This is a genomic window from Ketobacter sp. GenoA1, assembly GCF_003671475.1.
Lineage (GTDB): Bacteria > Pseudomonadota > Gammaproteobacteria > Pseudomonadales > Ketobacteraceae > Ketobacter.
In genome coordinates, this window is sequence record NZ_RCHM01000042.1 from 884,977 (window position 1) to 908,652 (window position 23,676).

The following is a 23,676-nucleotide window of genomic DNA, read 5'->3' on the forward strand; positions in this document are numbered from 1 at the left end:
AATATGTTGCAGGTTAGTATTTATCGCTACAATCCGGACACTGATTCCGAGCCGTATATGAAGGACTACCAGATTGAAACTGGTGGTAAAGATTTAATGGTGCTGGACGTATTGAGTCTGGTCAAAGAGCAGGACAGTACCATGGCCTATCGTCGTTCCTGTCGTGAGGGAGTATGTGGCTCCGACGGCATGAACATCAATGGCAAGAACGGCTTGGCTTGTATTACGTCTATTTCACAGGCAACCGGTGGTAAAGGCAAGTTGGTCCTGCGGCCCCTGCCGGGCTTGCCGGTTATTCGTGACCTGGTGGTCGATATGACCATGTTCTATAACCAGTACGAAAAAATTAAGCCTTATCTGGTCAATGACACGCCGGCTCCGCCCATAGAGCGTTTGCAGATGCCAGAGGAGCGGGACAAGCTGGACGGCCTGTATGAGTGTATTCTCTGTGCGTGTTGTTCAACATCCTGCCCGTCGTTCTGGTGGAATCCGGAGAAATTTATCGGCCCCGCCGGCCTGTTGCAGGCTTACCGCTTTATTGCGGATAGCCGCGACACGATGACTGAGCAGCGATTATCCGATCTGGATGATCCGTTCAGCCTGTTTCGCTGTCGAGGCATTATGAACTGTGTGAACGTTTGCCCCAAGGGTTTGAACCCCACCAAGGCAATCGGGCACATTCGTTCGCTGCTGCTGCAGCAGGGCACATAAACGTTTGTTTATTGGCCTGAAGTCTATATAATTCAGTGGTCTCAGCCACCTAAGCGATTCCCTTTAGGTGGCCCACTGAAAAGACGCTACACTTGATGTTGGGAATACAGGGGCATCAGTCAACTAATGTTTTGGTGACCTCTGTGAATTTCCTTGCTCCGCCCAAAAAGCGGAAGCAGGTTGATTATTAAACCTTAGGGCTTATCGGTAAAACCGAACTATCTCGAAGCGCATTTGGCTCAACCCGCCAGTCGCAAACCTAACATGTTCACACGTGTCTGTTGCTGATTCGCGTCTTTGCAGATAGTGTCCTAGTTCGACACGGTGATCTGCAATGGATGATAGTTTGATGTATCGGCAATGGAGTACTTCGCACCTATCCGGTTCGAATGCTAACTATGTCGAAGAGCTATACGAAGCTTATCTGAAAGACCCCAATTCTGTGCCGGAACAATGGCGCGATAACTTCGATAAACTCCCCCGCGTAAATGGAACTGAGACAGACGTTCCCCATTCCACAGTCCGAGAACATTTTTTATACCTCGCCAAGAATAAGAACCGGGTGCAACCCCTTGCAGTCAGCAGTGTCTCTTCCGAGCATGAAAAGAAACAGGTAAAGGTTCTGCAGCTGATCACGGGCTATCGTGTACGAGGCCACCAGAAAGCCAATCTCGATCCTCTCAATATCATGGAGCGAGAGTCGGTTCCAGACCTGGAGCTGACCCACCATGGGCTGTCGGCGGCGGATCTGGACACCACTTTCCAGACCGGAAACGTATTCCTGGGGCGTGAAGAAGCCACACTGCGCGAGATTGTTGAAGCGCTTGAAAAAACATACTGCACCAGTATCGGTGTGGAATATATGCATATTGTTGATACTGCCGAGAAGCGGTGGATTCAGCAGCGTATGGAAAGTGTCCGTTCCCACCCCAACTACAGTCTTGACGTTAAAACCCATCTGCTGGAGCGCCTGATTGCAGCGGAAGGCCTTGAGCGCATGCTGGCGACCAAATATCCCGGCACCAAGCGGTTTGGCCTGGAAGGTGGCGAGAGTCTGATACCCTGCCTGGATGAGATTGTTCAGCGGGCCGGAAGCTATGGTGCCAAAGAGCTGGTCATTGGTATGGCTCACCGTGGCCGTTTGAACGTATTGATCAATATTCTCGGCAAGAATCCGGCTGAGCTGTTCAGTGAGTTTGAAGGCAAGGTGAAGAACGAGGTGGGGTCCGGTGATGTGAAGTATCACCAGGGTTTCTCCTCCAATGTGATGACCCCCGGTGGTGAACTGCACTTGGCGCTGGCTTTTAACCCATCGCATCTGGAAATTGTGTCGCCTGTTGTAGAGGGCTCCGTGCGGGCACGGCAGGATCGTCGCAAGGATAAGAAAGGCGATAAGGTTGTACCTTTGTTGATTCACGGTGACGCAGCGTTTGCCGGCCAGGGTGTGGTGATGGAGACATTCCAGATGTCTCAGACACGGGGCTACAAAACCGGTGGCACGGTCCACATCATCGTCAATAACCAGGTTGGTTTTACCACCAGTAACCGCCATGATGCGCGCTCCACTGAGTACTGCACCGATGTGGCGAAAATGGTTCAGGCACCAATTTTCCATGTCAATGGCGATGATCCGGAAGCGGTACTGTTTGTTACCCAAATGGCCATTGATTTTCGTCAGCAGTTTAAGAAAGACGTGGTTATAGACCTGATCTGCTACCGGGCGCGGGGCCACAACGAAGCCGATGAGCCTGCGATCACTCAGCCGATGATGTATCAGGTGATTCGCAAGAAAAAGAATCCCAGAGAAATTTATTCTTCTCGTCTGGTGGAAGAGGGTTCTTTCACAGAAGATAAAGTCGCTTCCATGATGGGGGATTATCGGTCTGCCCTGGACGACGGTCAGCATGTAGTGAAATCTTTGGTGAAAAAGCCCAACACCGAACTGTTTGTGGATTGGTCGCCTTATATCGGACACGATTATGTGGCCTATTTCGATACGGGAGTGGATGCTAAACTGATTCACGATCTGGCGCAGCAACTGGACCAGGTTCCTGATGGCTTTGGTGTGCAGCGGCAGGTTGCGAAGATACGTGAGGATCGCCAAAAGATGGCCTCCGGTGCATTGTCCATTGACTGGGGGTTTGCTGAAACCATGGCCTATGCAACCATGTTGCATGAAGGCTATCCTGTGCGCCTGACCGGGCAGGATGTTGGTCGTGGCACTTTCTCCCATCGTCATGCGGTGATGCATAACCAGAAAGCGCCGGGCATACACGTACCGCTGAAAACCATCCCTCAGGAAGGCACCCGCTTTGATTTATACGATTCATTGCTTTCCGAAGAAGCGGTGTTGGCGTTTGAATACGGTTATGCCACCACTGCACCGAAAGGCCTGGTGATCTGGGAAGCCCAATTTGGCGACTTTGCCAACGGTGCTCAGGTGGTAATCGATCAATTTATCTCGTCAGGTGAACACAAGTGGATGCGCTTGTGTGGTCTCACCATGCTGCTGCCCCATGGTTATGAGGGGCAGGGGCCTGAGCACTCTTCAGCGCGCCTTGAGCGTTTCTTGCAGTTGTCTGCCGAACATAATATGCAAGTATGTGTGCCCTCTACACCGGCTCAGGTTTTTCATATGTTGCGCCGACAGGCTATTCGCCCGTTGCGTAAGCCTTTGGTAGTGATGTCACCCAAGAGCTTGCTGCGGCACAAGCTGGCGAAATCCACGATTGATGATCTGGCCAATGGTTACTTCAAAGTGGTTCTGGATGATGCCTGGGATCATGATGCCAAGCAGATTGAACGTGTCGTGTTGTGTAGTGGCAAAGTGTACTACGACCTGTTTGAGCATCGCGCTCACAATGAGATTGAGAACACTGCGGTCATCCGGGTTGAGCAGCTTTACCCTTTCCCGGAAGAAGAGCTGTACGAAATGCTCAAGCAGTACCCCAACCTCAAGCATGTGGTCTGGTGTCAGGAAGAGCCCATGAATCAGGGCGCATGGTACTGTAGCCAGCATCACATGCGGCACGTGGTGCACAGAATTAACCCTTCTCTGTTCTTGCAATACGCGGGTCGAGTCGCGTCAGCAGCACCAGCAGCAGGTTATATGTCGTTGCACCTCGAAGAGCAAAACAAGCTTGTTGAAACCGCTTTCAACATTTGATCGAAACCACGTTAGTAGCAAACCCAGTATTTGGTTGTGAAGAGATTGGCGATAAAGGAACACAGATGACAACTGAAATTAAAGCACCACAATTTCCTGAAGCGGTTGCAGACGGTACTGTAGCCACCTGGCACAAAAAGCCCGGTGAAGCCATTTCCCGTGATGAGTTGTTGGTGGACATTGAGACCGACAAAGTCGTGCTGGAAGTGGTTGCTCCCCACGATGGTGTAGTGGGAAAAATCATGAAAGAGGAAGGTGATACCGTCCTCAGCCAGGAATTGATTGGTTATCTTGAAGAGGGCAGTGGTGCAGCGGCGGCACCTGCAGCAGCGAAAGAGGAAGCCCCAGCGGAGCAACCTGCCGGGGATACTGATACCGGTGGCAGCGTGGAAGATGGTTGGGGGCCGGCCGTACGCAAGCTGATCTCTGAAAATAACCTTGATCCGAGCCAGATAAAAGGCACCGGCAAAGGCGGCCGCATCACGAAAGAAGACGTATTGAACCACTTGAAGAGTGCCGGTGCGGCGCCATCGTCTGAAGCGTCCTCCAAAACCCAGACAGTGCCCAAGGCTGAGGCTGCCGCGGCAGCACCCCTGCCGATCGGCGAGCGGGAAGAGCGCAGGGTTCCGATGACCCGCCTTCGGGCCCGAGTGGCGGAGCGCCTGCTGGCCGCACAGCATAATTCAGCCATGCTCACAACATTCAATGAAGTGAACATGAAGCCTGTGATGGAGATGCGCAAAAATTACAAGGATCTGTTTGAGAAAGTGCATGGCCACCGGCTGGGCTTTATGTCGTTCTTTACGATGGCCGCCACTGAAGCATTGAAGAAGTATCCAGCGGTCAACGCATCAATCGATGATAACGATATCGTCTACCACGGTTATTACGATATCGGCGTCGCCGTATCAACGGATCGAGGCTTGGTGGTGCCCATTTTGCGAGATGTTGACAAGATGGGGTTTGCGGAAATCGAAGGTAAAATCGTTGAGTACGGCAAGAAAGCACAATCCGGAAAGCTCTCCCTTGAGGAGATGACGGGCGGCACCTTTACCATTTCCAATGGTGGTGTGTTCGGGTCGTTGTGGTCCACTCCTATATTGAATCCACCGCAAACTGCAATTTTGGGAATGCATAAAATTCAGGAACGTCCAATGGCGGTCAATGGCCAGGTCGAGATTCTGCCTATGATGTATCTGGCACTGTCATACGATCATCGCCTGATCGATGGCAAGGAAGCAGTGCAGTTTCTGGTGACCATTAAGGACTTGCTGGAAGATCCTGCTCGTCTGTTGCTGGATCTGTAAGCAGTATTCTGGACGCCTGTTTTACCGGGCGTGTTAATTTATTGAGTCAGAATGATTAATGGGAATTTATCATGGCAAAGAGTTTTGATGTCGTTGTAATCGGTGGTGGCCCCGGTGGCTACGCAGCCGCTATCAAGGCTGCGCAGTTAGGTTTGAATACAGCCTGCATCGATATGTATATCAATAAAGATGGAAACCCTGCCCTGGGTGGTACTTGTGCGAATGTGGGTTGTATTCCTTCAAAAGCCTTATTGGATTCAACCTGGAAGTACCACGAAGCAAAAGATGGCCTGGCGGTTCACGGCATCGAGGCGAAGACCGTTAAGATGAACGTGCCCGAAATGATCAAGCGCAAGGATGGCATCGTCAAAAAACAGACCGATGGTGTCGCTATGCTGTTGAAGGCCAATGGCGTGACCTGGCTGCAGGGGCGTGGAAAGCTGCTGTCCGGCAAGCAGGTTGAGTTCACGCCTCATGAAGGTGAGGCTGAGAAGTTGCAGGCAGAGAGTGTGGTTCTGGCATCCGGTTCAGAGCCAATTGCGTTGCCCATGGCACCGCTGCAGGACGGCATTGTAGTGGATAACTCAGGTGCCCTGGAGTTTACGGAAGTACCCAAAAAGCTGGGTGTAATCGGTGGCGGTATTATCGGGTTGGAATTGGGCAGTGTCTGGAGCCGCTTGGGTTCTGAAGTCACGGTGCTGGAGGCTATGGACAATTTCCTGCCCATGGTTGATCGCCAGGTCGGAAAAGAGCTGCTTAAAAACCTGAAAGGGCAGAATATCGATGTGAAATTGTCTGCCCGGGTGACCGGAACCAAGGTTGAAAAGAACAAGGTTACGGTTGAATACAGCGATGCTGATGGTGAACAGAAAATCGTCGTTGACAAGCTGATAGTGGCAGTAGGCCGGCGCCCCTATACCGAAGATCTTTTTTCCGCAGACAGTGGCGTTAATTTGGATGAGCGTGGCTTTATCTTCGTTAACCAGAGTTGTGCCACGGATGTTCCGGGTGTGTATGCCATCGGTGATATTGTTCGGGGCCCGGCATTGGCCCACAAAGCCACCGAAGAGGGCGTTATGGTGGCGGAAATTATCGCGGGTCATCACACTGCCATTAACTATGAATGCATTCCTTCGGTGATTTATACCCATCCCGAGGTGGCATGGGCAGGTGTCACGGAAGAGCAGGTTAAAGCCAGTGGTGATGCCTACAAGACCGGTATGTTTTCATTTGCCGCCAACGGCCGGGCAGCGGCCGCCAATGAAACCGCTGGCTTCGTGAAAGTGGTTGCCGATGAAACCACTGATCGGGTTTTGGGTGTTCATATCGTTGGGCCCCAGGCATCCGAAATTATCATGCAGGCTATTATTGCGATGGAATTCGGTGCCAGCACCGAAGATCTGCAAATGATGGTGTTTGCCCACCCCGGTCTTTCCGAGGTGTTCCATGAAGCGTGCTTGGATGTGGATGGCAAAGCCATTCACTCTGCCAAACGTAAACGCAAGAAGTAGGTAGATGCAATTTCAGTTTTGGTCGGGTTAGGGAAGCCTACCCCGATCTTTTTTGCTGGACTACGACTGTTCAGACAGTAGGCGAAATGAAAGCCTGCTAAGCGCAAGTGGCGCAAGCTGGTGCGAGGGAAAGTAATCGCGTCAAGTATGTTTAACGTGGATGATCCACACAATTATCAGATCGATGGTGAGCCAATGAACTTACATGAGTATCAAGCCAAGCAATTGTTCGCTCAGTACGGCCTGCCTGTTTCTCAGGGGATTGCAGCCAGCACTCCCCATGAAGCAGCAGAAGCCGCTGACGTGATCGGAGGTGATCGCTGGGTTGTTAAGGCACAGGTCCACGCTGGGGGGCGTGGTAAAGCGGGTGGGGTTAAGCTGGTAAGCTCCAAAGAGGAAATTATCGAGTTTGCGAAAGCCAAGCTGGGCACCAATCTGGTGACCTATCAAACAGACGCCAATGGTCAGCCGGTGAATAAAATTCTGGTTGAGACCTGTACCGATATAGACCAGGAATTGTATCTTGGTGCAGTGGTTGATCGTGCCACCCGACGGGTTGTTTTCATGGCCTCCACTGAAGGCGGTGTGGAAATAGAAAAGGTTGCAGAAGAAACACCGGAGAAAATCCTTAAAGCAGAAATTGATCCTCTCATTGGTGCGCAACCCTATCAGGCCCGCAACCTGGGTTATCAGTTGGGATTGACCAATGATCAGGTTAAACAGTTCACCAAGATCTTCATGGGCCTGGCCAAGCTATTTGAAGAGAAGGATATCTCTTTGATCGAAGTGAATCCCCTGGTGATTACCTCAGAAGGCAATCTGCACTGCCTGGACGCCAAACTGGTCATTGACGGTAATGCGGTTCTGCGTCATCCAGACGTCGCCGACATGTACGATCCGACCCAGGAAGATGAACGTGAGCGCCGTGCTGCTGAATGGGATCTGAACTACGTTGCCCTGGAAGGAAACATCGGCTGTATGGTGAACGGAGCCGGTTTGGCGATGGCAACCATGGATTTGATCAAACTCAAAGGCGGCCAGCCTGCGAACTTCCTGGATGTTGGCGGCGGTGCCACCAAGGAAAGGGTCACCGAAGCGTTCAAGATTATCCTGTCAGATGACAGTGTTGAAGCGGTATTGGTCAACATCTTTGGTGGGATCGTTCGTTGCGACCTGATCGCAGAGGGTGTAATCGGTGCCGTGCAGGAAGTGGGTGTGAAGGTACCGGTTGTGGTTCGCCTGGAAGGCAACAACGCAGACCTGGGTGCAAAGATCCTGTCTGAAAGTGGTATGAACATAATAGCAGCAACCGGCTTCAACGATGCTGCTGAAAAAGTCGTTGCAGCGGTGAAGTGAGAGGTTAAACATGAGCGTTTTAATTAACAAAGACACAAAAGTCATCTGCCAGGGGTTTACTGGTGCTCAAGGTACCTTACACAGCACACAGGCGATTGAGTACGGTACAAAGATGGTGGGTGGTGTAACACCCGGTAAAGGTGGTACTGAACATCTGGGTTTGCCGGTATTCAACACGGTGGCAGAGGCCAAAGCGGCAACTGACTGTGATGCCACCGTTATCTATGTGCCGGCTGCCTTTTGTAAGGACTCCATATTGGAAGCAGCGGATGCGGGCATTCCTCTGATCGTTTGTATTACCGAAGGCATTCCGGTACTGGACATGCTGTATGTGAAGGAATATGTAGCACAGAAAGGCCTGCGTCTGATTGGCCCCAACTGCCCGGGCATCATTACACCGGGAGAGTGCAAGATCGGTATTATGCCGGGCCATATTCATCAGCCGGGCAAGGTGGGAATTGTGTCCCGTTCCGGCACTCTGACCTATGAAGCGGTTAACCAGACCACTGCGTTGGGCTTTGGTCAAAGCACCTGTATCGGCATCGGCGGTGACCCCATACCAGGCACCACGTTTATCGACGCTTTGGCGCTGTTGCAGGAAGATCCGCAAACTGAAGCGATTATCATGGTAGGTGAGATCGGCGGCACAGCAGAAGAAGAAGCCGCTGAGTTCATTAAAAATAACGTCACCAAACCTGTGGTTTCCTACATTGCAGGCGTGACTGCACCTCCGGGCAAGCGCATGGGGCATGCCGGTGCTATCATTGCCGGTGGCAAAGGCACAGCGGATGATAAGTTTGCCGCATTGCAGGCAGCTGGCGTTAAAACCGTACGCAACCCGGCTGAAATGGGTGTTGCACTGAAGGAATTGACGGGCTGGTAATAAACGGTTGCGTGCATTCCTGATTGTAATGAAGAGCCGGCTGCAGGAAACTGTCAGCCGGTTTTTTGTTCCTGTTATTTTTGCGACAATGGCGTTTTGATTGTCGCGCCCTATTTCATTTTAATCGAGTACGAGACCATTTATGGGATATCAGCATAAGCCATTTGAGACAGAGTTGTTTGATGCAAAACAACTGTGGAAATTGACCGCTCCCTTAAGGGCCTATTTCAGCCCAAAATTCTATGGCTTGGAAAAACTGGATCCGAACAAGCCCACGCTATTGGTAGGCAATCACACCATCTATGGGGTGATTGATGTGCCGTTGTTTCTGGCTCAGATTTATCGGGAACGCGGTGTATTGGTGCGGGCTCTGGCCGATCATCAGCACTATGATATTCCGTTGTGGCGCGATGTGCTTGATCGCACCGGAGGCGTGGAGGGCACGCGGGAGAACTGTTCTGCGTTAATGCAACGAGGGGAGCATGTTCTGGTATTTCCTGGTGGCGCAAGGGAGGTCAGCAAACGCAAGGGTGAACAATACCAGTTGACATGGAAACGACGCACAGGCTTTTGCAGTATGGCGATTCAGCATGGTTACAACATTCTGCCATTTGCCGTTGTGGGCCCCGATGATATGTATGACATCGTATTGGATGCTGAAGATATCCTGCAATCCCCGGTTGGTAAGTTACTAAAGAAAGCCGGATTACTGGAGAAGAAAGGCCTGTTGCGGGGAGGCGATATCATCATGCCATTAACACGAGGCTTAGGTTTAACGGCACTGCCTCGCCCAGAGCGATTCTACTTCGCCATTGGTGATGAAATTGAGGTGTCTCCATATCAGGGTAAAGAGAACGATCAGGACGCACTATTTGAACTGCGGGATGAAGTGGCATTTTCGATTCAGGATATCATTGGTGAACTGCTGACCATCAGGGAAAACGACATCGATAAGGGGCTATTCAGGAAACTGCTCACCAGTCTTTGAAAAACTAGCCACTGGAGCGCCAACGCTCCACGTTTCCAATATGTTTATACAGATCCGCAACGCTCATGGGCTTGCCATAATAGAAGCCCTGAGCGAAATCACACTGGTTCTCCTTGAGAAAATCAGCCTGCTCAATGATCTCCACTCCTTCCGCTACCACAGTAAGGCCCAGTTTGTGCGCCATGGCGATCACTGCACTGGTGATCTCCATGTCATCTTTATCTGCCGGAATATCCATAACAAAAGAGCGATCCACTTTCAGAACGTGGATTGGCAGGCGCTTTAGATAATTCAACGATGAGTAGCCTGTGCCAAAATCGTCAATAGCGAGTATGATGCCGAGTTCCTTGAGCAAGTTCAGCGTGGCGATGGTGGCTTCCACATTCTCCATCAGCAGGTTCTCAGTGATCTCTACCTGTAAATGACTGCTTTCAATGCCTGCAGAATCAATCATATCTTTGATCACGGTGACCAGGTTTGGGTCGTGGAACTGGCGGGGTGAAATGTTAACGGCCACATGACCACTGTTGGGTAGCAGGCCTTCTTTTCTGAATTGTTTTATATCCCGGCAGGCGTGCCGTAACACCCATTCCCCCAATGGCAGAATCAAACCGGAATCTTCCGCCACAGGAATGAATTCAGACGGTGGGATGAAACCTTTTTCAGGGTGCTTCCAACGCAGCAGGGCCTCATAGCCTATTAACGTACCATCATTAAGATTGATTTGAGGCTGATAGTAAAGTTCAAACTGTTCTTGCTGGAGAGCGATTCTCAGTTCTGCCTCCAGCGCCAATTGTCGGGAAAGCTCAACGTTCATCTCATCAGAGAAAAATTGATAGTTGTCCCGTCCCTTGGCTTTGGCCCGATACATGGCTAAGTCGGCATTTTTCATTAATGCATTGGCATCTTCTGCATCCTTCAGGCCCACGCTGATCCCAATGCTGGTGGTAATGATCACTTCCAACCCGGTCAGACGAATGGGGACCTTAAGTACGTCAAGCACTTTGCGGGCGATGGCATCGGCTTCATAGCCTTCGCTTATTTCAGGAACAAGAATGGTAAATTCATCGCCTCCCATTCGGGCAACCGTATCGCCGGGGCGGGTACAGAAACGCAGCCGGTGAGCAATGGCTTTTAACAGTTCGTCACCTTGGTCATGGCCCATGGTATCATTGATCTTTTTGAAATGATCAATGTCCAAAAAGAGAAGAGCGATCATGCTGCCTTCTCTTTCTGCATGTTTCAGTGCCTTTTCCAGGCGATTACGGAATAAGTGACGATTGGCCAGTTTGGTCAGCGGATCGTATAAGGCAAGCTGCTCAAGCTGCAACTGCACTGATTTCAGTTCTGATATATCCGACAGGCTACCCAGATACCCCACAATCTGACCGTTTCCTTCATAGAGGGGTTTGGCGTGGCAGATAACGTTAATATCCTCGCCATCGTCCCTTAGCATACGATATTCCATGCGGAATTCTTCACCTTTTTCCAGCGATTCCCGCCAACGGGATAACACTTGAAAGCGTTCCTCGGGATGTAATGTTTTGATCCAGGATTCCTGCGTCAGGTGTATATCGTATATGTTGGTTATTTCACGCCAGCGGGCATTCACGTAGGTGTATTGGCCCTCTTCGTCGGTTTGAAAGACGCCCACTGGAGAGGATGCGGTCAAGGTGCGAAAACGTTCTTCACTGTCCCGCAAGGCAACATTATCATGCTCAATCTTGGCTACCATGCCATTGAATGCGTCCACCAGGTTGCCCAACTCGTCTTCCGTGGTTTTGTCTGCGCGCAAGGAATAATTATCGGATTGTCGTATCTTGATTGCTGTGTCCTGCAGTTTCTTTATGGGAACGGTGACGAAAGACTGCAGGCGGACGGCAAGTAAAAAGGTAATGAACAACGTGATACCAATGATGATGATACTGGTCGCAATATGGAGAAACATGGTTTCGCGCAGGTCGCCCAGGTCTGCGAGCAAGTAGAGAGTACCGATAACGGTATCTTCGAAGATCACCGGTTCCCTTATTTCCTTGAACAGATTGTCATCAAACACCGGTTGGCTGGGTAGTGACGTTGGGCATCGCTTGGGGCGATAGGAGTTGCGGTGATAAGAGGCAAACAGCGTGTCGTCCACATCAAACAGACAGGCCAGGGTGATGGCTTTATGAGCATCAAGGGAGGCCAGGTTATCCGTGGCGCTGACCTTATCCAGAAACTCCAGGGACACTTTGCTGCGGTCTGCCAGAATGGTGGCGATTACCTTGTATTCCTGATCGGCTTTCTGATGAGCGTTCTGATAATCATAAAGGGAGAAGAACATCCCTGAAATCGTCAACGCAAGTGAGCTGGTAACCATTGCGATCATGATGGTCTTTACCCGCAGGGACATCGATCTGAGCAGTTTCATCAGCCGTTATCCTCTGTTCGGTAAATCTTGCGGGCGATTTCAAGCAAAGGGGCTCGAATGGTTATGTTTTTGCGGTGCGTGTTCTCCAGGTTTATCTCCACTCTCACGTGTTGTTCGTCATCAATAACAAACCCAATATCACCTTTATCACGGGCAAAATCTCTGGTTTCACCAACTACAATGGTATTTTTATGGGGCTGGGCAAGTATTTGGTTCACCTCAGATCTTCGTATGCTTTTCGTAATGAACAATATATGACAGTCTTGGGTTTCACTACTGCTTTTGTATCTGCCTGTGGTAATGGGCCGGTTTTTTGAGCGCTTGGTTTGCAGTACATCCAGAGGTTCATTGCCGGGAAGTTGCCCGATAACACAAATGTGAAACGGCGCTTCAGGGAATTGTGTGGATTCTGCTTCCCAATTTATGAATTTGGTAAAATTATAAAGGTAAACAAATTTTAAAGTGTATTCGTCGGGCCCTGCGCTGAGAGCGGATGCAGGGGCGAACAGGCAGAGGAAAATCGGCAGCGCGCGCAGCAATGATCGGTGCCCCAATGAGTTTCCATTTTTCAAGTGATTACATCCGGTTATCGGGCTCAGGCCTGTATGCTATCAGACTCAGGCGACTTCGCTCTGTCTAATCGATCTACTTAACTCAAGTTTAATTGCTAACCTATATTTTGCAAACTATACAAAGAGTTACATTGGCTTAAGTTGTTTTATTCGGTAAGGATTTCTTGAATCTCCAGGATGGTGTCCCGCAGCCTGTTTTTGGTAAAGCGGGGCCAGGCGTGAAGAGCCCCCAGCAAGCCGTAGTATGCGATCTTTCCCAGCTTTGGGCCGCGCTTGGGGTCGTTAACCAACTGCGAATAGATTGCCGATATATAGCCAAGGCGGATTTGATCAATTCTCTCAACATGTTGACGGACGGTGGCGTTGGTGAAGGCCCATTGGCGTATAGCGATCTCGAGGTCAGCATCGGTGTTCCAGGCCGATTCCAGTAACATGGTCATTTTTTCGTTCAAATCCTCATAGTCCTGATTGGACCGGTTGAGGATGTCCGTGGTTTGCGTTTGCTCCCAGAATTCCAGCATCAGCTTGACCAGTTCGTCCACTGAGCGAAAGTGGTGGTAGAAGGAGCCCCGGGTGACGTCCAGTCGGCGCGCTATTTTTTCCCCGGATACGCCTGCGGGGCCATGCTCTTTTAATTGGTTGATGCCCGCAGATACCCAATCATGCTTAGATAGTTTTGACATTAGCAGAGATTCCCTAATAAAAACATACAGGGTTGTATTGTTATTTGTACCTCTCTATTCTGGATTAATCAAGAGACTGATGAGTCAGGCTCTGTTAGCTGTTATCGACAATAATAAGTTCGGAGATGAATATGACTGTTTCTGGCGTAACGTTGCAGGAAGGGGAAAAGTTGACCGCGAAACCCATTCCCGGTGATCCGGGATTGCCCTTGGTGGGTTATACCTTCCACTCCATGGCCAATCCGATCAAGTTTTCACGCAAGCGCTTCGACCAACTGGGGGAAATCAGCTGGTGTAATCTGTTTGGAACCCGAATGGTCAGTATGTTGGGCCCTGATGCAAATCAATTTGTGTTCCAGAACCGCGGCGATATGTTTTCCAACAACCAGGGATGGGATTTCTTTATCGGCAAGTTTTTCCATCGCGGGATTATGTTGCTGGATTTTGAGGAGCATCGTCATCATCGCCGGATCATGCAGAACGCGTTTAAGAAGCCAGTTCTGGTACAGTATCTGGGGGAGATGCAGCGGCCCATTGAACAGGGTATCCAGAGGTGGTTACCACAGGATGATTTCCATGTTTTTACGGCCATAAAAAAGCTGACGCTGGATATGGCCACCGAAATTTTCATGGGTGAAAAGCTGGGCCCGGAAGCGTCGGCACTGAATAAAGCGTTTATTGACACGGTCAGGGCCGGGACCGCCCTGGTTCGCTACCCGGTACCTGGCGGACGCTGGAAGAAAGGATTGGATGGCCGCAAGCTGTTGTATCGGTATTTCAAGTCCCGTATAGCAGAGAAGAGAGCGGCTAACGGTTCGGATTTATTCAGCCAACTGTGTCGGGCTGAAACCGAAGAGGGGCAGAAGTTCTCTGATGATGATGTCATCAATCACATGATATTTTTAATGATGGCGGCCCATGATACGTCCACCATTACTCTGTGTACGATGCTTTATCATTTAGCCAAGAATCCGGAATGGCAGGACCAGCTACGTGAAGAAAGCCGGCAACTGGGCAGGTCACATCTGGAATTTGACGATCTGGAAAAGCTCACTGGTATGACCCTGGTCATGAAGGAGTCGCTTCGCCTGTGCTCACCGGTTCCTTCTATTCCCCGCCGGACGGTTAAAGACGTGGTGTACAAGGATGTATTGATTCCCAAGGGATCGTTGGTTTCGGTTTCGCCTTATTTTACCCATTACATGCCGGAGTATTGGAAGAATCCCACTGAATTTGACCCCGGCCGGTTTTCGGACGAGCGGCGGGAGGACAAGATTCACCCTTACGCTTGGGTACCTTTCGGCGGTGGTGCTCATATGTGTATTGGGTTGCATTTTGCTGAAGTGCAGGTGAAGGCCATTCTTCACCAGATACTTTTACGCTTCAAATGGTCGGTGGAGCCCGGATACCAAATGCCGATTGATATGACGTCTCTGCCGGTGCCCGGGGACAAACTCCCGGTTAAGCTTGAGTTTATCTGACGGGCTTGCGTTGCGTTTGACGCTCAGCAGAGGGAGAGCAGTTGTTCTTCCTCTTCTTGCCCGCTCTTTAGCTTGATCAGCATTTCCCGTTTTTCGAACACTTTATTGATGCGTTGCCCATTCCAATGATACACCAGCCACTTGCTTTGCACGGGTAAGGAAACCGTTGTGGGTTTGAAGGCGGCAATGCATTCCCCGCCCAGATTGCGGGCCGAGGGGTACAGAAGTCCGTTGCGTTGCTCCGCTCTCAAGGTGGCGGCAAACAGCTGAGCATCATGATACTGTTCGGGATCAGGCTGCATCAGATGGCTGTATTGTTGCGCTCTGAGGTCAATTAATGGTTTTTGTACCGTACCCTTATACACTCTCACGTCAATCTCGCAGGCCGGCTCCCGGGTATAGCTCATAAACCGCTCCCGATGATAAACCGTTTCGTGAATAGCGGTTTCCAGATCCCGTGCCGCGTAATAGACGCCATAACTGCCATCGGTGAAACGGCTGGCATACCCGGTGTGAGTGAATGAGGCCATAACCACGCTGGCACCGGGGCCGCTGACACGATCAGAGGTGGCAACATGAGAGAGCTGACCGACTTCGTCCTGCAGGCGTTCGTTGGTCAACGATTCTATTTCAAATGCTTCATCCATCAGTTCCGGTGGAGTAAAACGTTCGAAAAAATTAATGGGCGGAAACTTGGTTGGAATAATTCGGTACTGAGGGCCGTCAACCCAGACTTCCTTGTGTTCGCTGATTGGCATTGCAATTAATGTCCCCGTTCACCATCGAGAAATCGGCGTACATCGCTCAAGTCGGTAACTCGCCCGTTTAGCATAATGTCCAGTGCCGACTGGCCGTTGAATAGCGGTGCGGCATTCGGTTTTTTGATCCAGTCAGCGGCTCTTTTAGGGTTGGGTAAGAGAATGTTCAGTGCTTTGTAGATGCCCATGACATATGAGACCCTCTCCAGAGTATCCTGCGACAATCGGATCGGTTTATTGATTTTGCCGTCGGCAAACTCTTTCATGCGATAGAAGCTGCTTTTGGCCGGATTGCCCAGCAGGATCATCTGATCCCTGCTGCTGAGCCCCCATTCGTCGGTTATGCCGAAAAAATTGAGCAGTGCGGCCGCACTGACACGGTCATCCCGGTTCTGGTAGCTGTGTTGGGTGGCAGTGTTTGTATGCATGAGTGATCCCCCTGCGAGTCTCTGGAGTATTATGATGTCCACAGAGGGAAAAAATCAAGTAAATTTCCTTGTAGGGGCTATCTTGGTCGCTTGGCGATTGTCTCCAGTTTCAGGCCAATAATCGCCATCTTCAATAATTTCAGTAGGTTATGGCTAAACATGGTCTTGATCAGCTGATCAAAGGCAAGATACTTAGAGCGCGTATAAGGATACCAGTTCGGCTCCAGTTTCTGGCTATCTTTGTCAATGAGAATGGATTTGGATCGGGTATAGCCCAGCAGACCTTCCTCACCTTTCTGGCGTCCATAGCCGCTGAGCTTAGTGCCACCAAAGGGCAGGGCGGGATTGCCTTCCGTGAGCATAACGTTGTTGATGCTGACGGCACCGCACTCAAGTCGACGGGCTACCCGGTTGGCACGCACCAGATTTTTGCTCCACACACTGGCGCTGAGCCCAAAGGCTGACGCGTTGCAGCAATCCACCACCTCATCTTCCGTGTTGAACGGTAGAATGGGTACCACCGGCCCGAAGGTCTCTTGCGTCATCAGCGCCATATCATCCTCAATGCCGGTGATCAGTGTGGGCAGATAGAATAATTCGTTGTCCAGCAGGGTGGCGCCTCCGGTGAGAATCCTGGCACCTTTGGCTTGGGCATCCATCACCTGTCGATGAACGATATCCAGTTGAAAATCCGCTGTCATGCCACCCACATCGGCATTACCTGCATCACCGCTGTTGAGGACCAGCTTTTCAATTTCCTGCTGAGCCAAGGCAACGAACTGTTCATAAATCCTGCTCTGCACATACACTCGTTCCACGGAACTGCAGGACTGCCCGGCGTTGGTGAGGGCCCCCCAGATAACGCCTTTAACGGAACGCTCCAGGTTCACGTCATCAAAAACAATAGCCTGATCTTTACCACCTAATTCAAGGTCAACGGGAATCAAGTGCTCGGCACATTGATGGAGAATCTTGCGGCCGGTGCGGGCGCTGCCGGTGAAAAACACCTTGGCAGGCTTTTGCTCAATTAATTGTTCCGCGGATTTGCCGGTACCGTACACTACCTGGATGCTGTCTGCCATTACCGGGTCGACGGCGAATAGTTTTTCAAACAATCCCTGCATGGGGGTCAGTTCGGACGGTTTGAATATCACTGCGTTACCGGCAACGTAGGCTGCCAGAATGGAGGTCAGCCCAATGTGCAGGGGATAATTCCAGGGCGCTATAATGAGAACCGTGCCGAGCGGTTCATGCACGATGCGTGATCGTTTCCCCAGTAGAGTGATGGGCGTGGAAACCCGCTTTTCCCTGAGGATCTTTCTGGCATTTTTCAGCAGCCATTCAAAATTGTCCAATACACCCAGCACTTCTGAAACCAGTGCATCGGTTCGGCATTTTCTGGTCTCCCGACACAGCACATCGATGATGTCATCCCGGTTTTCAACCACGTAATCCAATAGTTTCCGCAGACCGGCGAGCCGGATATCCAGCGTTAGTTTTGACAGGTTTGACTGTGCGCGCCCGGCCCGGGCAAAAATGTCGGCTGCCTGGCGACTGGACAGATCAAGCAGTGGCTCCAGTGGTTGAGCAAGTGAGCTGGATTCGAGCTGGTTGTCTAGCATGATTATTGGTCCAGGGGTTTGCAGGTGAGTTTGAATTCAATCACGTCAAGGGGTGAACCGGTCTGGCCAATGCCCACCTTACCCGAATAGTAGAGGCTGACAACAACGCCTTTTATTCCTATGTTGAGTTTTCTGAATTGGATCGCCAGCAGATTTGGGAAGCGCTCCGCATGGTCTGCGCAACTGACAATCCATCTGATGACGGTTACCGGAGCGTAATAACACAGCAGTAGCAGAAATCCGAAATCACGGATATCGTCCGGGTGGGCGCTGCCCATTGCGGTGTCCACTTGGTGTATGCACCCGCTTTCTGAGAATGAAGGAAAACCATGGCCAGCGGGCATGAGAATATCCCCCAGTTTCTGCAAGCCACGCAGCTGTTTCAGGGTAAACAGTCCGGACGTAAAATCACTCATAAAACCGCCTCTCTGGTGGGCTTGGATGTTGCTGATTGCATGCCGTTCTGCCGTAGAATAGAGGCTGCAGCCTGATGGGACAGGGCCATAATGGTCAGGGACGGATTAATGCCGGGAGCGTCCGGGAATACAGAAGAATCGGCAATATAGAGGTTGTTCATTCCATGCACTTGAAATGCTTCGTTGACCACGGAGGTACGCTCATCATTGCCGATTGCGCACCCCCCCATCAGATGCAGTCCGATCTGTAATGGTGACGTCATCACTTCATTGGCACCGATATCGTGAAACATGTCCGCCACCAGTTGATTGCCATTTTCTGCTTTTTGCCTGTCGACATCAGACAGCGGTTTGTTGATTGTGAGCCGATCACGTTTATTCAGTGAAATTGTGCCCGGATCCTGATCCCGCACCGCCACTTCAATACAGGCCATATTACGGTAGCGGCGCATAAAACGCTGATGTTCAAACCCGTAACCCGGCTTCAGCAACCCGATTGCTATGGGGCCCGCAAACACATTCTCCAGTTTGAATCCCGCTTTTCGAAACCGGGGTTCATCCGATTTAACGGTTTGAAAGGCCCCTTTGTGGGAATCGATAAGCTCATCAAACAATGCGATGGTCATCCATTGTGGATGACAATAAAACCCTTTTCCCAGTGCCGGGAGGCGATCCTGCAGCCGGGATCTCAGCAGCAGTTCAGTGGTGCCCAGGGCACCGCTTGCTAATATGACCTTTTTGGCATAAAGCGTGGTGGCTACGTTTTTGTGATAACCGGCAATGCTCACCAGGTGTGGCCCATGGATCACCTCGCGCACCAAAAATTCGGATTGAATCTTAAGCCCCTGAGCTTCGGCTTTGGGCAAAAAGGTTTCCAGCATGCTTTGTTTTGAAGAGCGTGGACACCCACCCAGACAGGTCATGCAATCATTGCCGGTACCACAGTTGCTTTGACCCCTGCGCAGCGGTGCCCATCCAAAGCCTTTTTGTTCGAAACCTTTAACGTACAATCTGGCATTGGTATTCCAGTCACGTTCTTCCATATGATGCAGGGAAAGGTTGGATTCGACAGCATCATAATGCGTTGCAAGGTCGTGGCTGTTAAAAAATGGCAGTCCGGATTTTTCACGCCAGCTGTCCAGAGCCATAGCGTCGAAGCGATCCAGCAGACATTGATTGATGATGGTTCCACCGCCCACGGCCTTGCCGCGAATGAACAGTGTACTGGCATCGGCACTGGCATCCATTCCGCCATTCCACATTAATTGCGCATTGGCATCCAGTTCGTTGTCGGGAAACGTTGCAGCCGAGAAACGTTTGCCTGCCTCAAGCATAAGCACATCGGCGCCTGCTTTTGTTAATTCATGGGCGATGACTGATCCGGATGCTCCGGAGCCTATGATGATGTACTCGTGAACCTGTTGTTTCATGGTGCTATTGATCCTTGTCGCTGAACTCACATGAATGTCCAGCCATCTCCCCGATAGGTGTTTACCTTATTGGTGATCACTCCATTACGCATCAAATGCAGGTGGTTGAAGTGTTCGCATAGTTCACCGGCTTTGGCATGACGAAAGAAAACCGGATCGCCGGGCTTCAAGCTGTGCGTGCAATGGTTGGTATGCAGCGGTGTTTGTACTTCGCCGGTACCTTCATTGCTATCCAGTTTTAACCCTGATGGCAGATAAGGCAGCGGCATCTTGATTTTCTCAGCGCTGCCGGAGGCGACATAACCGCCACCATTACAGGTGACAATTGACGCACTGGGTTTACGCGCCACTGTCGTTACAAAACCGGCAGCGGGTTTCAGGCTGAAGTTGCGATAATAGTCAAACAGGTGAGAGCAGAAAAAACCGCTGCCGACGGTTATTTCGTTCACCAGGGGTTCTTCCAGAGTGGATTCCACGCTGCCGGTACCACCGCCGTTGATGATGCTAAGGTCCGCGCCTTCGCGGATCAGCGCCAGTATGGTTTCGGTACGGCGTTCGTTGATCACGGGAATGGATTTTTTCTTAAGATGCCGTACCGCCAGGTTTTGTATGAACTTGCCGGGTATATCATCACCCAAGCCAGCGATCTGGGCTTCGTATCCCATGAGTCCGCACAGCTTCACGTGGGAGTAGGTGGCGATCCGGCGATAGAAATCCACGGCCTCCCGGGCCGATTTGATGGATGACCTGTGCACACCGAAATGCAGGCCCGGGAAAGGAACCGATAGATCAAGATCAAGACAGATATTGGCGCAAAGGTTGTGTTCCGCGGCCAGTGCGTCCAGTAAAGCCACATGCTCAATTCGATCCACCATAAAACAGATCTTAACCGGAGCGGTTGAGGCGTGCAGAGCTTCAATAATGCTGCTCCGGCACAGGCTGGGATAGGCAATTAATAAATCATCAAAACCTTGCTGCGCCAGGTAAGCGGCCTCACGAGGGTGATAACACATGATGCCGTTAAACTGCTGGCTGCTGTTCAGTATGTGGCGGAGTATGTGCACGCTGCGCACTGACTTGGACGCGATGCGGATGGAGCGGTTTTTCGCTCTTGCCAGATTGGTTGCAATGTTGTCGTCAAGTCGATCCATATCAACCCAGGCTGCCGGTTTGTCGATAGACTCAAATGCGCTTGAATACTGCTGGTATAAATTCATGATGCATTTTTGTTTTTGTTGTTAGTGGTACCATGGTACCACAAATGCGATGAATGTGAAGTGCTAATTCATAGGGGCGCAGGCAAGGCTCGTACCTGGTTCAACGCTCCGGGTGAAACGGCCTTGCCAGAATCGCCATGATGCCTCCGGTTACGATCAACAGCATACCAACCAGGCTCTTGGCATCGGGAATCTGATCCCAGAACAGCCAGCCGAACACACCAGCAAATATAACACCGAAATAGGTTAGGGGGGCGATGGTGCTGGCCGGGGCGTTGGCATAGGCATGGTTGTATAACTTCATGGTGATGAAAATTGAGAGCCCAACAAACAGCAGTGGGGGCAGTGCGGTGAATGGTATAGGCTCGGCTTTATACAGGGCGAGGGGAATGCTGAGCAGAAGAGAAATCAGAAAGTAGTAGAACAGGATGCGGTTGGAAGGTTCCGTATGGGCCAGCTCCCGGGTATAAATCATTGACAATGCCAGTGTTACACCGGAAAGGAAGCCAACTCCGTGCCACAGGCTGATACTGGCGCCTTCCGGTTTAAGGATGAACATCACGCCGGCAAATCCCACCAGGATTCCCACAATACCCAGCACTCCGATGCGGTTGCGAAACAGCAGAAAGCCAAAGAAAGGCACGCAAAGCGGAGCTGTGTTACGCAGCAGTGAAGCATCCATCAGGGGTATTTTGCTGATGGCGACATAGTAGGTATAGAAACAGGCCCAGCCCGCCAGCCCCCGGATCAGGTGCGCCCTGGGGACCTTTGTGGCAATGCCCTTGACGCCAGATTGGATAATCCAGGGGGTTAATGTCAGCAGGCAAATGAGGTATTGAATGCACACAACCACACTGGCGTCGATTAATGCCGTGAGGTACTTGGTGGCGGCTGCGGCCATGCTGGCAACCAATGAAGTGAGCAGGGCGAACACGGCTGCGGTACGGATATTGGTTTGACGCCCGGGCACGATAATCCTTGAATTTTTGCTCTAAATATTTGCTATTATTACAAAAAATTGTACTAGAGTGGGCATGCTTCCTTGCAAAACCTTGCTATTTTAGATCTCGTTTATGTTGATGCGCTGGCATTCAGCTGGTTTCTTTTTTGTTGGGTTGGTTATACCCAGTATTCAGAGCGCAAGGCACGAAGCAAGAATTGCCTGTCCAGCGTGCTGCACCAGCAGCGTTGCCGTTGGATGACCGAGATGCTGGAGCGGGAAAACAGAGTGGCCGATGCCTCTCTGATTGCCAATCTGGAGCGCAACGTCTCTTTCTTTGCCTCTTCCACCCTAATCATTCTGGCCGGTATTCTGACTGTGCTGGGTGCGACGGACAGAGTGATTTCATTGGCTGAAGAGCTTCCCTTTGCGGTGAGCGCGTCCAAGGCAGCCTGGGAGCTGAAGCTGTTTTTACTGATGGGCATTTTTGTTTACGCATTTTTCAAGTTTAGTTGGGCACTGAGGCAGTATGGGTTTGCCTCCGTTGTGATCGGGATGGCACCGGCAAAATCATCGGATCGGATGTCAGATCATGGCGAGTTCACGCTCGGCGCAGGCAGCGTCATTTCGCGGGCCGCCTACGCGTTCAATCTGGGGTTGCGCTCTTACTATTTCGGCCTGGCATTCCTGCTATGGTTTATAAACCCCTGGATTTTTATGGCAACCTCTGCCTGGGTGGTGGGTGTGCTGTATCGGCGGGAATTTCATTCTAATGCACTTAAGGCTTTGATTCGGGTTAACAGAGCCACATTTGGTGGAGAGTCTCCATGAGCGATGATAAAGCGCCAGCCCAACCTTTGGCGCTGGAAGATGGTTTGAATATGTTTCTTAACGGTGTCAAACACAGCATGGTGCTGGGTATGACCCTGGAAGAGATTACACCGGAAGGCCTGATTGTGCGCCTGCCATACTCAGACAAAATCATTGGGAACCCGGATACCGGGGTCATTCATGGTGGAGCCATTACCAGTTTGATGGATCAGGCCTGCGGACTGGCTGTCGCACAGGCAATGTCGCCTGATTTTGACATTACCCCAACCATAGATTTGAGGATTGATTATATGCGACCGGCAGAACCTCCCCGCGATGTGTTCGCCTATGTGACCGCCTACAGAAAAACCAGAAGCGTGGTGTTTGCCCGTGGCGTCGCCTATCAGGACAGCCGGGATCAACCCATTGCCCACTGTGTTGCCAACTTTATGCGCATGGGGCTCAGTAAAGTACCCTGGCAGGCCGGCCCAGGGGCGGAGGCGGCCTCATGAGCATCAAGGATATCGTGCACCGGTGCCGGGAAACCAACGACTATGCCTCCCTGGTGAGCGCCATTCCCTATGCCTGTACCATTGGTATGGGCTGTATGAAAGCAGGGGATGAGGTGATCTTCACCTTGCCCGCCAACCACTCGAACATAGGCAATCCAACGTTACCGGCCATCCATGGCGGGGTCTTGGGGGGCTTTATTGAACAGTCTGCCCAGTTGCACCTGCTGATGATGATGGAAACCCCAACCTTCCCAAAAGTGGTCGATTTATCAATCGATTACCTGAGTGCCGGCCTGTTTAGGGACAGTTTTGCCGAGTGCAAAGTGCTGCGCATGGGGCGCCGCATTGCAAACGTATCGGTGGTGGTGTGGCAGGCCAAAAAAGAGGAGCCGGTGGCCACGGCAAGAGCGCACTTGCTACTGTCGTAACACTTGGTTAATGTAGGAGCTGTACTAAAAGTGTTCAGTTTTAGGGG

At 51.1% G+C, this 23,676-nt stretch carries 21 protein-coding genes; 11 read left to right on the forward strand and 10 right to left on the reverse strand.

Annotation, left to right across the window (positions count from 1 at the left end; all coding sequences use genetic code 11):
• Window positions 1-3: 3 nt before the first annotated feature.
• From D9N13_RS17760 to D9N13_RS17790, 7 genes are all read left to right on the forward strand, one after another.
• Window positions 4-711: a succinate dehydrogenase iron-sulfur subunit gene (locus D9N13_RS17760; protein WP_317622520.1), complete on the forward strand. Its 708-nt coding sequence runs from the start codon at window positions 4-6 to the stop codon at window positions 709-711.
• Window positions 712-1,045: 334 nt separating this feature from the next.
• The gene (locus D9N13_RS17765) at window positions 1,046-3,877 is read left to right on the forward strand and encodes a 2-oxoglutarate dehydrogenase E1 component (RefSeq protein ID WP_290592779.1); all 2,832 of its coding nucleotides are present in this window, start codon (window positions 1,046-1,048) and stop codon (window positions 3,875-3,877) included.
• A gap of 65 nt (window positions 3,878-3,942) precedes the next feature.
• Window positions 3,943-5,184 (forward strand): 2-oxoglutarate dehydrogenase complex dihydrolipoyllysine-residue succinyltransferase, encoded by a 1,242-nt coding sequence (gene odhB / locus D9N13_RS17770; protein ID WP_290592781.1) that lies wholly within the window; start codon window positions 3,943-3,945, stop codon window positions 5,182-5,184.
• A gap of 71 nt (window positions 5,185-5,255) precedes the next feature.
• Window positions 5,256-6,695, forward strand: a complete 1,440-nt coding sequence (gene lpdA / locus D9N13_RS17775; protein WP_290592783.1) for a dihydrolipoyl dehydrogenase — start codon at window positions 5,256-5,258, stop codon at window positions 6,693-6,695.
• A 195-nt stretch (window positions 6,696-6,890) separates the two neighbouring features.
• Window positions 6,891-8,051 (forward strand): ADP-forming succinate--CoA ligase subunit beta, encoded by a 1,161-nt coding sequence (gene sucC, locus D9N13_RS17780; RefSeq protein ID WP_290592785.1) that lies wholly within the window; start codon window positions 6,891-6,893, stop codon window positions 8,049-8,051.
• 10 nt (window positions 8,052-8,061) lie between these two features.
• Window positions 8,062-8,934: a succinate--CoA ligase subunit alpha gene (sucD, locus tag D9N13_RS17785; protein ID WP_290592787.1), complete on the forward strand. Its 873-nt coding sequence runs from the start codon at window positions 8,062-8,064 to the stop codon at window positions 8,932-8,934.
• A gap of 142 nt (window positions 8,935-9,076) precedes the next feature.
• Window positions 9,077-9,922, forward strand: a complete 846-nt coding sequence (locus D9N13_RS17790; RefSeq protein WP_290592789.1) for a lysophospholipid acyltransferase family protein — start codon at window positions 9,077-9,079, stop codon at window positions 9,920-9,922.
• 4 nt (window positions 9,923-9,926) lie between these two features.
• Here the strand turns inward: D9N13_RS17790 and D9N13_RS17795 are convergent, their stop codons facing one another.
• The 3 genes from D9N13_RS17795 to D9N13_RS17805 form a co-directional block, all read right to left on the reverse strand.
• Complete coding sequence (locus D9N13_RS17795; protein WP_290592791.1) at window positions 9,927-12,332, reverse strand: EAL domain-containing protein; 2,406 nt, start codon at window positions 12,330-12,332, stop codon at window positions 9,927-9,929.
• Window positions 12,332-12,904, reverse strand: a complete 573-nt coding sequence (locus D9N13_RS17800) for a YfiR family protein (RefSeq protein WP_290592793.1) — start codon at window positions 12,902-12,904, stop codon at window positions 12,332-12,334. Before D9N13_RS17800 ends, D9N13_RS17795 begins: the two co-directional genes overlap by 1 nt.
• Window positions 12,905-13,050: 146 nt before the next feature.
• On the reverse strand, window positions 13,051-13,587 hold the full coding sequence (locus D9N13_RS17805; RefSeq protein ID WP_290592795.1) for a TetR/AcrR family transcriptional regulator: 537 nt from the start codon (window positions 13,585-13,587) through the stop codon (window positions 13,051-13,053).
• A 131-nt stretch (window positions 13,588-13,718) separates the two neighbouring features.
• Here D9N13_RS17805 and D9N13_RS17810 point away from each other — a divergent pair, with 131 nt between their 5' ends.
• Window positions 13,719-15,068 (forward strand): cytochrome P450, encoded by a 1,350-nt coding sequence (locus tag D9N13_RS17810; RefSeq protein WP_290592798.1) that lies wholly within the window; start codon window positions 13,719-13,721, stop codon window positions 15,066-15,068.
• A 23-nt stretch (window positions 15,069-15,091) separates the two neighbouring features.
• Here the strand turns inward: D9N13_RS17810 and D9N13_RS17815 are convergent, their stop codons facing one another.
• From D9N13_RS17815 to D9N13_RS17845, 7 genes are all read right to left on the reverse strand, one after another.
• On the reverse strand, window positions 15,092-15,826 hold the full coding sequence (locus D9N13_RS17815) for an RES family NAD+ phosphorylase (RefSeq protein ID WP_290592800.1): 735 nt from the start codon (window positions 15,824-15,826) through the stop codon (window positions 15,092-15,094).
• Between the two features lie 5 nt (window positions 15,827-15,831).
• Complete coding sequence (locus tag D9N13_RS17820) at window positions 15,832-16,254, reverse strand: MbcA/ParS/Xre antitoxin family protein (protein ID WP_290592802.1); 423 nt, start codon at window positions 16,252-16,254, stop codon at window positions 15,832-15,834.
• A 77-nt stretch (window positions 16,255-16,331) separates the two neighbouring features.
• Window positions 16,332-17,876 (reverse strand): aldehyde dehydrogenase family protein, encoded by a 1,545-nt coding sequence (locus D9N13_RS17825; RefSeq protein ID WP_290592804.1) that lies wholly within the window; start codon window positions 17,874-17,876, stop codon window positions 16,332-16,334.
• Window positions 17,877-17,878: 2 nt separating this feature from the next.
• Window positions 17,879-18,292, reverse strand: coding sequence for a hypothetical protein (locus D9N13_RS17830; protein WP_290592806.1), 414 nt, complete (start codon window positions 18,290-18,292; stop codon window positions 17,879-17,881).
• Window positions 18,289-19,722 carry a GMC family oxidoreductase N-terminal domain-containing protein gene (locus D9N13_RS17835; RefSeq protein ID WP_290592808.1) on the reverse strand — a complete coding sequence of 478 codons (1,434 nt, stop codon included), beginning with the start codon at window positions 19,720-19,722 and terminating at the stop codon, window positions 18,289-18,291. The genes D9N13_RS17830 and D9N13_RS17835 overlap by 4 nt, the downstream gene beginning before the upstream one ends.
• 26 nt (window positions 19,723-19,748) lie before the next feature.
• Complete coding sequence (locus D9N13_RS17840; protein ID WP_290592810.1) at window positions 19,749-20,939, reverse strand: amino acid deaminase/aldolase; 1,191 nt, start codon at window positions 20,937-20,939, stop codon at window positions 19,749-19,751.
• Window positions 20,940-21,039: 100 nt separating this feature from the next.
• Window positions 21,040-21,909, reverse strand: coding sequence for a DMT family transporter (locus D9N13_RS17845; RefSeq protein WP_290592811.1), 870 nt, complete (start codon window positions 21,907-21,909; stop codon window positions 21,040-21,042).
• Between the two features lie 72 nt (window positions 21,910-21,981).
• Here D9N13_RS17845 and D9N13_RS17850 point away from each other — a divergent pair, with 72 nt between their 5' ends.
• The 3 genes from D9N13_RS17850 to D9N13_RS17860 are packed head-to-tail and all read left to right on the forward strand — an operon-like array spanning window position 21,982 to window position 23,629.
• Window positions 21,982-22,710 carry a DUF599 domain-containing protein gene (locus D9N13_RS17850; RefSeq protein WP_290592813.1) on the forward strand — a complete coding sequence of 243 codons (729 nt, stop codon included), beginning with the start codon at window positions 21,982-21,984 and terminating at the stop codon, window positions 22,708-22,710.
• On the forward strand, window positions 22,707-23,201 hold the full coding sequence (locus tag D9N13_RS17855; protein WP_290592815.1) for a PaaI family thioesterase: 495 nt from the start codon (window positions 22,707-22,709) through the stop codon (window positions 23,199-23,201). Before D9N13_RS17850 ends, D9N13_RS17855 begins: the two co-directional genes overlap by 4 nt.
• Entirely contained in the window at window positions 23,198-23,629 is a 432-nt protein-coding gene (locus D9N13_RS17860) for a PaaI family thioesterase (protein ID WP_290592817.1), read from the forward strand. The genes D9N13_RS17855 and D9N13_RS17860 overlap by 4 nt, the downstream gene beginning before the upstream one ends.
• Window positions 23,630-23,676: the final 47 nt, after the last annotated feature.